This is a genomic window from Streptomyces lateritius, from assembly GCF_014649715.1.
Classification (GTDB): Bacteria; Actinomycetota; Actinomycetes; order Streptomycetales; family Streptomycetaceae; genus Streptomyces; species Streptomyces lateritius.
Map to the genome: position 1 here is coordinate 406,743 of NZ_BMTO01000002.1, position 12,169 is coordinate 418,911.

Below are 12,169 nucleotides of genomic sequence, written 5' to 3' on the forward strand. Positions count from 1 at the left end.
GCGCTCGCATGCGAATTCTGTTGCTGTCGCACTCCGACACGGACCTGCTCAGCGCCCGCGCGGCCGGCGGGCCGGTCGCGTACCGGTTCGCCAATCCCTCCCGGCTCGGACTCGACGAGCTGCCCGGGCTCCTCGACGGCGCCGACCTCGTCCTCGTACGTCTCCTCGGCGGTCTGCGGGCCTGGGACGAAGGGCTTCAGGCGCTGCGCGCCACCGGTAAGCCGCTGGTCGTGCTCTCCGGCGAACAGGCTCCCGACGCCCAGCTCATGGAGGCATCCACGGTCCCGGTAGGCGTCGCCACCGAGGCCCACGCCTACCTGGCGCACGGCGGCCCGGGCAACCTGGAGCAGCTGGCCCGGTTCCTCGCCGACACCGTGCTGCTCACCGGCCACGGCTTCGAGGCGTCGGCCGCCGCGCCCACCTGGGGCCCGCTGGAGCGCGAGTCGAGGAACGACGGCGGCCCCACGATCGCCGTGCTCTACTACCGCGCCCACCACATGAGCGGGAACACCGCCTTCGTCGGCTCCCTCTGCGACGCGATCGAGGACGCCGGCGCCCGGGCCCTGCCGCTCTACGTCGCCTCCCTGCGCGCCCCCGAGCCCGGACTCCTCGACGCCCTGCGCGGCGCCGACGCGATCGTCACCACCGTCCTCGCCGCCGGCGGCACCAAGCCGGCCGAGGCCCAGGCGGGTGGCGACGAGGAGGCCTGGGACGCGGGAGCGCTCGCCGCCCTCGACGTGCCGATCCTGCAGGCCCTCTGCCTCACCGGTTCGCGCTCCGCGTGGGAGGAGAACGACGAGGGTCTCTCCCCGCTGGACGCAGCGAGCCAGGTCGCCGTGCCCGAGTTCGACGGCCGTCTGATCACCGTCCCGTTCTCCTTCAAGGAGATCGACGAGGACGGTCTGCCCTCCTACGTCGCCGACCCGGAGCGCGCCGCCCGGGTCGCCGGGATCGCCGTACGCCACGCCCGTCTGCGGCACATCCCGAACGCCGACAAGCGCCTGGCGCTCGTCCTCTCCGCGTACCCGACGAAGCACTCGCGGATCGGCAACGCGGTCGGCCTCGACACCCCGGCCTCGGCCGTCGCCCTGCTGCGGCGGCTCCGGGAGGAGGGGTACGACTTCGGTCCGGTCGAGGAGATCCCCGGCCTGGTCTCCGGCGACGGCGACGAGCTGATCTACGCCCTGATCGAGGCCGGCGGCCACGACCAGGACTGGCTGACCGAGGAGCAGCTCGCCCGCAACCCGGTCCGTATCCCGGCCGCCGACTACAAGCGCTGGTACGCCACGCTCCCCGCCGAACTGCGCGAGCAGGTGGAGGAGCACTGGGGCCCGGCGCCCGGCGAGATGTTCCTGGACCGGTCCCGCAACCCCGAGGGCGACATCGTCCTCGCCGCCCTGCGGCGCGGGAACCTGCTCATCCTGATCCAGCCGCCGCGCGGCTTCGGCGAGAACCCGATCGCGATCTACCACGACCCCGATCTCCCGCCCTCCCACCACTACCTGGCCGCCTACCGCTGGATCGCGGCGCGCGCCGAGGACGGCGGCTTCGGGGCGGACGCCATGGTCCACCTCGGCAAGCACGGCAACCTGGAGTGGCTGCCGGGCAAGAACGCGGGTCTGTCCGCCGCGTGCGGGCCGGACGCGGCGCTCGGCGACATCCCGCTGATCTACCCCTTCCTGGTCAACGACCCGGGTGAGGGCACGCAGGCCAAGCGGCGCGTGCACGCGACCCTCGTCGACCACCTGGTGCCGCCGATGGCGCGGGCCGACTCCTACGGTGACATCGCGCGCCTGGAGCAGCTGCTCGACGAGTACGCGCAGATCTCCTCCATGGACCCGTCCAAGCTGCCGGCGATCCGTGCCCAGATCTGGACGCTGATCCAGGCCGCGAAGCTCGACCACGACCTGGGCCTTGAGGACCGGCCTGAGGACGACGGTTTCGACGACTTCCTGCTGCACGTCGACGGCTGGCTGTGCGAGGTCAAGGACGCGCAGATCAGGGACGGCCTGCATGTGCTGGGCGGTGCGCCCGAGGGCGAGGCGCGGGTCAACCTGGTGCTCTCGATCCTGCGCGCCCGGCAGATCTGGGGCGGTACGCAGGCTCTGCCGGGTCTGCGTGAGGCCCTGGGTCTGGACGAGTCGGCCGCGACCCGTACCACCGCCGACGAGGCGGAGGCGACGGCGCGCGAGCTGGTGGAGGCGATGGAGGCGGCGGGCTGGTCCGTGGACGCGGTCCCGTCGGTCGCCGCCGCGCACGGTCCCGATGTGGCGGCCGTCCTGCGGTTCGCCTGCGAGCAGGTGGTGCCGCGTCTCGCCGCCACCACCGACGAACTGGCGCACACGGTACACGCGTTGAACGGCGGTTTCGTCCCGGCGGGGCCTTCGGGGTCCCCGCTGCGCGGTCTGGTGAACGTGCTGCCGACCGGCCGGAACTTCTACTCCGTCGACCCCAAGGCCGTCCCCTCGCGCCTCGCGTGGGAGACCGGTCAGGCGCTCGCCGACTCGCTCCTGGAGCGCTACCGCACCGACAACGGCGAGTGGCCGACGTCCGTGGGTCTGTCGCTGTGGGGGACGAGCGCGATGCGGACGGCGGGCGACGACGTGGCGGAGGCGCTGGCCCTGCTGGGCGTCCGCCCGCGGTGGGACGACGCCTCGCGCCGGGTGAACGGACTGGAGCCGATCCCGCTGGAGGAGCTGGGCCGCCCGCGCGTCGATGTCACGCTGCGCATCTCGGGCTTCTTCCGGGACGCCTTCCCGCACGTGATCGGACTCCTCGACGACGCCGTGCGGCTCGCGGCGTCCCTGGACGAGCCGGCTTCGGAGAACTTCGTACGGGCGCACACGCAGGCCGATCTGGCCGAGCACGGCGACGAGCGGCGGGCGACGACCCGTATCTTCGGCTCCCGGCCGGGCACGTACGGCGCGGGCATCCTGCAGCTGATCGACTCGCGCGACTGGCGTACGGACGCGGACCTCGCCGAGGTGTACACGGTGTGGGGCGGGTACGCGTACGGCCGCGGTCTCGAAGGCCGTCCGGCCCGTTCGGAGATGGAGACGGCGTACAAGCGGATCGCCGTCGCCGCGAAGAACACGGACACGCGCGAGCACGACATCGCCGACTCCGACGACTACTTCCAGTACCACGGCGGCATGGTGGCGACCGTCCGCGCGCTGACGGGCACGGCGCCCGAGGCGTACATCGGCGACTCCACCCGCCCCGAGACGGTCCGCACCCGGACCCTGGTCGAGGAGACGTCGAGGGTCTTCCGCGCGCGGGTGGTGAACCCCAAGTGGATCGAGGCGATGCGCCGCCACGGCTACAAGGGCGCGTTCGAGCTCGCGGCGACGGTCGACTACCTCTTCGGCTACGACGCGACGACCGGCGTGGTCGCCGACTGGATGTACGACAAGCTGACGGAGACCTACGTCCTGGACCCGGAGAACCAGGCCTTCCTGAAGGAGGCCAACCCCTGGGCCCTCCACGGCATCGCCGAACGCCTCCTGGAGGCCGAATCCCGCGGGATGTGGGAAAAGCCGGACCCCCAGACCCTCGCGGCCCTGCGCCAGGTCTTCCTGGAGACGGAGGGCGACCTGGAGGGCGACGACGAGGGCTGAGGCCCACGGGCCCGTCCGCCCCCGTCAGGCGACGGGGGCGCGGTGGGGATCGACGGGGTTGATTCCCGCCTGGTCGAAGAGCCGCTCCAGCGCCTCCGTGCCGTGTGCGCGGCGGTACACGATCTCTGATTCCGTCACCGGCAGCAGCCAGAGGAAGCGGGCGTGGCCGCCGCTCGGCAGCGGGCAGTGCTCCAGCTCGGGCCCGTGCGGGTAGGGCAGGCTGACGAGCAGGTGCGTACAGGCCGAGCCCGGGAGCCACGGTTCGCCGATCGGCAGGCTGTGACCGAGGTCCAGCGGGCGGTCCGCCGGATCGCGGTGGTACGCGACCACCATCGCGAGGAGGTCGGCGAACCGCGTGTCGGAGACCGGCGCGGTCAGCACGAACTCCAGTCCGTCGGCGCCCTCCGGCGAGCGCCGGGCGGTGACGTACGTCCAGCAGTCCCCGGGTCCCTCCGGCGCCACCTCCAGCACCTGGAAGCCGGGTTCCCGTCCGCGGCGCCCGTCGCGCAGCGCGTGGTCGACGGGGCGGACGGACCGGCCCGCGAAGAACCGTCTGACGTGTGCTTCGAGCGGGCCGATGACGGCTTCCGGTGGCTGGAGCATGCGGGGATGCTACGCGGCGCGGCCGACCGGCACGGCCCACGGGGTCAGTTCGAGACGGCGGCCGTGGAAGTGGTGACGGATGCGGCGGTCGTGGGTGACGATCACCAGGGTGCCGGGGTAGAGGGCGAGGGCGGCCTCCAGTTCTTCGACGAGGGCGGGGGACAGGTGGTTGGTCGGTTCGTCGAGGAGGAGCAGGTCCGCCGGGTGGGTGACCAGGCGGGCCAGTTCGAGTCTCCGGCGCTGGCCCGCCGACAGTTCCCGTACGGGCGTCGACAGGTCGGCCGCGGCGAACAGGCCGAGGGTCAGGAGCTGCTCCTCGCGGCCCTCGCCGAAGGCCTCCGCGACCGTGCGGCCGTCGGTGGGCAGGGCCAGGTCCTGGCGGAGCGTGCCGACCCGGGTCGGGATCGTCACCGTCCCGCCGTCCGGGGCGAGTTCGCCCGCGAGGACCTTGAGCAAGGTGCTCTTCCCGGCGCCGTTCGGGCCGGTGACCAGGAGGCGTTCGCCGGGGGCCAGGTGCAGGGAGTCCAGCCGCAGCCGGCCCTCGACCCGTATGCCGGTCAGCGCGACCGGCGCGCCCTCACCCTCGACCCGCGCGGTGAAGCGCAGGGGGTCCGGCGGTGCCGCCACCGGGTTCTCCCGCAGCCGCTGGAGCCGTTCCCTCGCCGCCCGGATCCTGCTCATCGCGCCGTGCGCCCGTGACCGGGCGCGGAAGGCCCCCGCCCCGCTGAAGGACGCCGGGGCCTTGCGCGGGATCGCGGAGAAGCGGTCGATGTTCGTGTCGGCGAGAGCCGAGGCACGGGCGGTCTCGGCCCGCCACTCCTCGTACCTCTGCTCCCACCGGGCCCGCTCGGCGGCCCGGCCGGCCAGATAGCCGGCATAGCCGTCGCCGTATCTGCGGACCGTGCGCAGCTCGCCGTTCACCTCCAGGACGGCGGTCATGACCCGGTCGAGGAACACCCGGTCGTGGGTGACGGCGACGACCGTCCCCCGGTGCGTGCGCAGCCGCTCCTCGAGCCAGGCGACGGCCTCGTCGTCGAGGTCGTTGGTCGGCTCGTCGAGGAGCAGCAGCTCCGGGTCGGCGGCGAGCGTCGCGGCGAGCGCGAGCCGGGAGCGCCGGCCGCCGGAGAGCGTGCCGAGCGTGCGGTCGCGGTCGAGCGGTGCGCGCTCGCCGAGCTGATGCAGGGTCGTCTCGACCCGGCGGTCGGCGTCCCGCCCGCCCCGCGCTTCGTACGCGGCGAGCAGGGCGGCGTAGCCGTCGAGATCCCCGGTTTCCTGGAGGCTCGCCTCCGCCGCCCGGATGCGCCGCTCGAGCTTCCGTACGTCGGCGAGCGCCAGGTCGACGGCGTCACCGACGGTCGCCGTTCCCGGCAGGTCCAGGGTCTGGGCGAGGTGACCGAGACCGCCGGGGGAGTCGACGGCGACGGTGCCGTTGTCGGGGGTCTCCAGGCCGGCGAGGAGCTTCAGGAGGGTGGACTTCCCGGAGCCGTTGTCACCGACGACCCCGACGCGTTCGCCGGGCCGGACGGAGAGGGAGGCCCGGTCGAGGACGAGCCGGTCGTCGTAGCGCTTGGTGACGTCGGTGAGTTGGACACGGAACAAGGGCGACATCCTTCGACGGAGTGCAGTCGGAACGAGTGCGGGACAGGCGTTTAGCGAGACGAGACGTATCGTCTTACTTCGAGGGAAGGTACTCCCTGTCGCCTCTCGACGCAAGACGTCGCGTCTCGTGGGATAGGTGGGCGCTGTGCGCAGCACCGGCGCGGCCGCCGGCGGAGCGGGAACTGTTCGCGAACCTGTCACCCGCCGAACAGGCCGTCCTTCGCGGCCTGTGGACCGGCTCAGCGTGACGCGAGCGACCACGACCGCTCGGCAGAGGCGCCTTGGCGATCTCGGCGGCCGAACGGACGATCACCGACGGCCGACCGGGTGCCCGGCGCCGGCCGGCCTGCGGCTCACCCGCGGGTGCCCAGGGCCCCCGCGCCGGCAGACCGGCGGCTCACCCGCGGGTGCCCAGCACCCGCACCGCCTCCACGATCAGATCCCAGAACGCCGGGACGTCCACCTCCATGCCCACGTCCACGTTGGCGGGCCGGCCCGTCACGCCGTCCAGGTCCACGACCGTCATGCCCCGCGTGTACGTCCCCGTCAGTTCCACGGTGACCGGAGCCCGTACCAGACTGATCACCGACGGGTCGATCAGATGCGCCACGGTCAGCGGGTCGTGCAGCGGCGGCGCGTCGAAGCCGTAGACCTCGCGGTAGCTCCCGGCGAAATAGGTCAGCAGCTCGACGCAGAGCTTGCCGAGCGGGGTGCCGAGCGCCGCGATGCGGGCGACGACGTCCGGCGTCGCGCGCACCTGGTGGGTGGCGTTGAGCCCGAACATCGTGATCGGCAGTCCGCTGGCGAAGACGATGTCCGCCGCCTCCGGGTCGCAGAGGATGTTGAACTCCGCGGCCGGGGTGGTGTTCCCGCGCCCCGCGGAGCCCCCCATGAGCACGATCCGTTCGATCCGCCGGATCAGCTCCGGATACGCCAGCAGGAAGGCCGCGATGTTGGTCAGCGGCCCGGTCGGCACCAGCGTCACGGGCGCGGGGTGGGCGAGCAGGGTGTCCCGGATCAGGCCGAGGGCGTCCCGCGGGTCCTGCGGGACGTCCGGTTCCCCCTCGCCGAAGCCCGGCCCGTCGAGGCCGGAGCCGCCGTGGATGTTCTCGGCGACCCGGGCCGCGCCGTGCAGCGGACGGTCCCGGCCCGCCGCGATCGGCACTCCGCGGATGCCGGCGACGGCGCAGACCCGGCGGGCGTTGAGGGTGGTCTTCTCCAGCGTCTGATTGCCGGCGACGGTGGTGACGGCGAGGAGGTCGACGGCCGGATGGGCGGCGGCGAGCAGGATGTTGAAGGCGTCGTCGTGGCCGGGGTCACAGTCCAGGATCACGGGTACCGGCATACGCCCACCGTCCCACACCACCACCCGGCCGTCTCCCCCGTCGCGTACGACGGCGGCGTGCCCGGCGGGCCACCGGTCGAACGCGCACGCACCCCGAGCGACGCCGCATGCGGGGTCACCCCAGGACGCGCACCGGCGTTCCCGCCAGGAACGCCTCGATGTCCTCGACCGCCTGACCGAAGTAGCGGCCGTAGTTGCCCTCCGTCACATACCCGAGGTGGGGCAGGGCCAGGACGTTCGGCAGGGTCCGCAACGGGTCGTCCGCCGGCAGCGGTTCCGTGTCGAAGACATCGAGGCCGGCCCCCGCGATCCAGCCCTCCCGCAGCGCCCGCAGCAGCGCCTCGCCGTCGATCAGACCCGCCCGCGAGGTGTTGACGAGGTACGCCGACGGGCGCATCGCGCGGAGGTCGGCCGTGCCGATCAGACCCCGCGTACGGTCCGAGAGGACCATGTGGAGCGAGACCACATCGGCGCTCTCCAGCAGCTCCGGCTTGCTCGCGGCCCGTCGTACCCCGTGCTCGGCAGCCCGTTCGTCCGTCAGGTTCGGGCTCCAGGCGAGGACGTCCATGCCGAAGGCGAGCCCCACGCGGGCGACCCGGCCGCCGATCTTGCCGAGACCGACGACTCCGAGCGTACGACCGGCGAGGTCCGTGCCGACGGTGGACTGCCAGGGCCCGCCCTCGCGCAGGGCCCGTGCCTCGACGGGCACCTGCCGGGCCAGGCCGAGGATGAGCGCCCAGGTCAGCTCGGCGGGGGGCTCCGGACGGCTGTCGGTGCCACAGACGGTGATCCCGAGCCCGGCCGCGGCGGCCACGTCGATGGAGGCGTTGCGCATACCCGAGGTGATGAGCAGCCGCAGGCGTGGCAGGCGCTTCAGCAGCTCGGCGTCCAGCGGCGTCCGCTCCCGCATGACGACCAGGATCTCGCAGTCCTCGACGGCGGCGACGAGCGCGTCCCGGTCGGTCAGGTGCTCGCGCAGCACGCGTACGTCGACGCGGCCGGCGAGGGGAGTCCAGTCGGCGGAGGTGAGGGCGACACCCTGGTAGTCGTCGAGAACGGCGCAACTCAGCTTCATGCAGCGATGATCGCGCAGCGTCTCGCCCGTGCGACAGCTCCGTGCGACAGCCCGGCACGACACCCCCGTACGAGGGTTCCTGCGGCTCCGCCGCGCCCCGTACCGCGCCGCTCATTCACCCAGGCCGACGCGGACCAGGGCGAGCGTGATGTTGTCCGGGCCACCGGCCTCGATGGCGGCCTTCCAGAGCTCGTACGCTGCCCTGCCGTCGTCGTCGTGGGCCCGCAGCAGCTCCTCGATCTCCTCGTCGGGCAGCGGGTCGGTCAGACCGTCGCTGCACACCAGACAGCGTTCGCCCGGCGGCAGCGGGAAGTCCGCCACGTGCGGGGTCACGGAGCCGGGGAGGCGGTTGCCGCCGAGGGTCTGGGTGACGGCGGAGGTGGTGCGCCGCCCGGGCGTCGGCGGGGGACTGTCGTCGACGCTGACCTGGCGCAGGCCGTCCTGGCCTGTGTGGAACACCTTGCTGTCGCCGACGTTGAAGGCCAGCACCGAGTCCTCCAGGAGGAGGACGCCCGCGACCGTGGTGCCCATGGTGGTCAGCTCGGGGCGGCCGGCGGCGGCCGCGTACACCGCGCGGTTGCAGGCTTCGACGGCCTCGCCGAGGCTCTCCGCACCGTCGAGGTCGGGTCCGGCGGCGGCGAGGCGGAGTACGACGAGCTCGCTGGCCACCTCGCCGGCCGGCTGGCCGCCGAGCCCGTCGGCGACCGCGACGACGAGCGGTCTGCCGAGAGGGAAGAGCAGCGTCTGGGGGCTCTCCGTCACCGTCCCGCACAGGGTCCACGGCCCGACGACCAGACTGTCCTCGTTGTGTTCCCGGACCAGCCCCGCATGGCTCAACGCGGTCACAGCGATGTACGGCACCACGACTCCCGCCTCTCCTCGACGGATGGGGCTACGGATGGGGCTATGACGATGACGCTCCTCCATTGTCCCGTCCGCCGACGGAACCGGCTCGGCATGCGGTGTGCGTCCCGCCGGAGCACCCTGTTCCTGGAGGTGCCGGTCCGCCGACCGGCAGCCCGGTCAGGAAAGGACTTCCGGCGATGTTCGCGAGGCTGAGCACCTACCAGGGGTCACCGGTTCCGCCCGGGGGCGACCTCACCGCGAAATCGGAGGAGATCGTCCGGCTGGTCCGTGACCTGCCTGGCTTCCGGGGCGCGTACTACCTCGTCGACCGGGAGACGGGGAAAGCCAGGTCGCTGACGCTCTGGGAGGACGAGGCGGCGATGCGGGCGAGCGAGGACCGCGCGGCGGAGATCCGCTACGAGGCGTCGCAGCGGGAAGGCCAGCGGGTGATCTCCGTCGACCACTTCGAGGTGGCCTTCACGACGCTCGAATCCTGACGCCCCGGTCCGCGTGACGGCGCCTGCCCGGATTCCCTCCGGGCAGGCCCCCGTCTCTTCCGTGCTGATCACCGCCCCACGTGGACCTCCAGGGCGGTCCGTACCGCCGACTCCAGCGCGCCTTCGATCCACGCGGGCTTGACGGACGTGTGGTCCCCGGCGAAGTGCAGGCTGCCTTCGGGCGTACGGACGTGGGGGAAGAGCTCGGTGTGCTGGCCGGGCAGGAGGACGGAGGCCTCCCCGTAGGCGTAGGGGTCGCGCATCCAGGACTGGGTGCGTCCGACGCCCGTGTAGAAGACCTCGATCCGCTGCCCGAACACCTCCTGCACGCCGGCGAGGGCGCGCGGGTAGCGCTCCTCGTCGGCGAAGGAGTCCCACTTCAGGGCGTCGTCGGACCAGCTGTAGGCGGCGAGGACCACTCCGCCGCGGCTGCCCTCGACGGGGTAGGAGGGCGGGAACATGAAGCGGTTGGGGTTGTCGGTGGCCGATCCGCCACCGATGACGTGCGCGGCCTCGGGCTGGTCCCGGGCGACGAGGCGGCTGGCGGCGTAGTGGGCCCGCTGGGCGTCGGAGATGCGGCCCTTGGGTACGGAGGGGTGGGCGCCGAGCAGCCTGCCGTCGTCCGGTGTCCGGCCGAGCTGGTACTGCCGGTACAGCCCGGGGCGTACGGCCTCCAGCTCGCGCTTCCACTCGGCCTCGTCGAACTCCCACCAGCGGCGGCTGAACTCCAGCAGCACCTTCGTCGCGGCGTCGTAGTGGAGCTCGGTGACCGCGCGCCGCTTGCCGTACGACAGGGCGGGGGTGACCGGGATGTGGCGGAGGCCCGAGAACGGGACGGTGATGATCGCCGTGTCCCCGGTGAAGGTCTCCCGCTCGACGGTTCGCCCGCCGCGGCCCTCGGAGACGGTGTCGACGGTGACCTTGCCCTCCCCGTGGGTGATCCGGGTGGCGCGGCGGTCGAGCCTGACGAGGTCCTCGACGCGGGCGTAGAGCTTGTCGACCAGGGTGCCGCTGCCGCCGGGCAGTTCGAAGAAGGCCGTGTCCGGGCTGATCAGCGAAGCCCCGATGAAGCTGTGGATGAAGGCGAGGTGGAGTCGGGAGGTGAGGTTGTCGACGGTTCCGATCAGGTCGACGGTCCGCTCGTCGAGCTTCGCCTCGTCGGTCAGGTAGCGGTACATCGACATGTGGCCGTAGCGCTGGACGACGCGGGCCCAGCCCTTGACGAGTTCCTCGTCCTGCTTGCCGTCGATCTCCTTGCGCACCGGGGCGAGGGCGCCCCGCAGGATCTGGGTGGAGGGGATGGACTCGTAGGCCGTCGGCACCCCGAAGGAGCGGTTGAGGGCCTGCGGGCTGCGCGCGTAGTCGGCCCGGCGGACCCGGATGCCGTTGACATGGATCCAGGAGCGGTTCACGGGCCGGCCGGCCGCGTCGACGTCGACGAGGTGGAAGCGCCGGCGCTGGAGGCCGAGGCTGTCGATCAGTCCGGTGACGAGCGGGTGGCTGTCGGGGATGCGCATGGCGCCGGCTTCGGCGTACTGCAGCGGGTCGGCGAAGGGGGAGGGGGAGCCCTCATGGCCACCCGTGCGGAACGTCTTGATCCGGCCGCCCACGCGGTTGCCGTTGGCCTCGATGACGGTGACCCGGTGCCCGGCCTCGCGCAACAGGTGGGCGGCGGTGAGCCCGGCGGGCCCGGCGCCGACGATCAGCACCTTGCGACGGTTGCGGCCCCGGGGCAGCCCGGTCCGCAGGAGGATGTCCGCGTAGCGGGGCGCCAGCGGCCGGTCGTCGTCGTCCCGTACGAGAATGGCCCGGGCGACGGCGAGGCAGGTCCCCCAGTCGGGCCGCGGCCCGATGGGCGCCGCGACCGCCTCCGACGCTCCGACGGATGCCCCGGCCCCTGCGAGCGCCCCCGTTCCGGCAGCCGCGGCTGCCCCGGCCATGAGGGTGCGGCGTGACGGCCGGTGGGAGGGGTCGTTCGATGACTGAGGTGTGCGCGATGGCTCGATGATCACGAACCACACCCTGGCCGCCCTCGGAGCTCCCGGCCGCCCAAAAGCGCGAACACGGTCCGTAACCACCCGGACGTGCGATCAGACCGCCCCGATGCTGACGAACGGGCGTCCGGGCGGGACGTGTGCTCCGGGAACGGTCGGTGGTGTGGCGTCCGCCGCGGCCGGTCAGTGTTCCTCGACGTGAGGGCCGGCGCCGGTGGATGGTCTGCTGGTGGCGAGCCAGGAGCGGGCGGGCCCGGCGGCGGTTTCGGTGTCGACGGTGAGGTGGAGCCGGGTGCCGCCGCCCGGGGCGGGGTAGCTGCGCTGCTCGGCGCCGGCGAAGCAGTGGCGCAGGACCTCGGCCACCGCGCGGGCGGTTTCCGGCGAGGCGGCGACGATGCGTACCTCCGCATGTCCGGCCGGGGGCAGAATCTCTGTCTCGTGGGGGTCCAAGGCTGGGTCGTCCTTTCGCGAGGGCGTACGGGGGCGGGCGGGGCGCCCGGGGCGGCCCGCCCGCTGTACTGCGGGGAGACGGGTTCGGGTCACCGGGCGGAGCCTCCCGGTGTCCTCGGCCGTCGCCCGGGGCGGGGGGCGGC

General features: G+C 73.0%; 9 protein-coding genes. 2 read left to right on the plus strand and 7 right to left on the minus strand.

Annotated elements, in window-relative coordinates:
• Positions 1 to 8: 8 nt before the first annotated feature.
• Complete coding sequence (gene cobN / locus IE136_RS05215; RefSeq protein ID WP_189599648.1) at positions 9 to 3,617, plus strand: cobaltochelatase subunit CobN; 3,609 nt, start codon at positions 9 to 11, stop codon at positions 3,615 to 3,617.
• Between the two features lie 24 nt (positions 3,618 to 3,641).
• On the opposite strand, the gene IE136_RS05220 is transcribed toward cobN, so the two are convergent.
• From IE136_RS05220 to IE136_RS05240, 5 genes are all read right to left on the minus strand, one after another.
• A complete protein-coding gene (locus IE136_RS05220; protein WP_158988424.1) occupies positions 3,642 to 4,220 on the minus strand; it encodes a suppressor of fused domain protein in 579 nt (192 codons plus the stop codon).
• Positions 4,221 to 4,229: 9 nt separating this feature from the next.
• A complete protein-coding gene (gene abc-f, locus IE136_RS05225) occupies positions 4,230 to 5,828 on the minus strand; it encodes a ribosomal protection-like ABC-F family protein (RefSeq protein ID WP_189599650.1) in 1,599 nt (532 codons plus the stop codon).
• 388 nt (positions 5,829 to 6,216) lie between these two features.
• On the minus strand, positions 6,217 to 7,164 hold the full coding sequence (locus IE136_RS05230) for a nucleoside hydrolase (RefSeq protein ID WP_158988422.1): 948 nt from the start codon (positions 7,162 to 7,164) through the stop codon (positions 6,217 to 6,219).
• A 115-nt stretch (positions 7,165 to 7,279) separates the two neighbouring features.
• A complete protein-coding gene (locus IE136_RS05235) occupies positions 7,280 to 8,239 on the minus strand; it encodes a D-2-hydroxyacid dehydrogenase family protein (protein WP_158988421.1) in 960 nt (319 codons plus the stop codon).
• Between the two features lie 111 nt (positions 8,240 to 8,350).
• Positions 8,351 to 9,100 (minus strand): PP2C family protein-serine/threonine phosphatase, encoded by a 750-nt coding sequence (locus IE136_RS05240; protein WP_189599762.1) that lies wholly within the window; start codon positions 9,098 to 9,100, stop codon positions 8,351 to 8,353.
• 182 nt (positions 9,101 to 9,282) lie between these two features.
• On the opposite strand from IE136_RS05240, the gene IE136_RS05245 reads away from it, so the two are divergent.
• Entirely contained in the window at positions 9,283 to 9,582 is a 300-nt protein-coding gene (locus IE136_RS05245) for an antibiotic biosynthesis monooxygenase (protein WP_158988420.1), read from the plus strand.
• Between the two features lie 68 nt (positions 9,583 to 9,650).
• On the opposite strand, the gene lgoX is transcribed toward IE136_RS05245, so the two are convergent.
• Entirely contained in the window at positions 9,651 to 11,522 is a 1,872-nt protein-coding gene (gene lgoX, locus IE136_RS05250; RefSeq protein WP_189599652.1) for an L-glutamate oxidase LgoX, read from the minus strand.
• A 237-nt stretch (positions 11,523 to 11,759) separates the two neighbouring features.
• Positions 11,760 to 12,026, minus strand: coding sequence for a hypothetical protein (locus IE136_RS05255; protein WP_158988418.1), 267 nt, complete (start codon positions 12,024 to 12,026; stop codon positions 11,760 to 11,762).
• Positions 12,027 to 12,169: the final 143 nt, after the last annotated feature.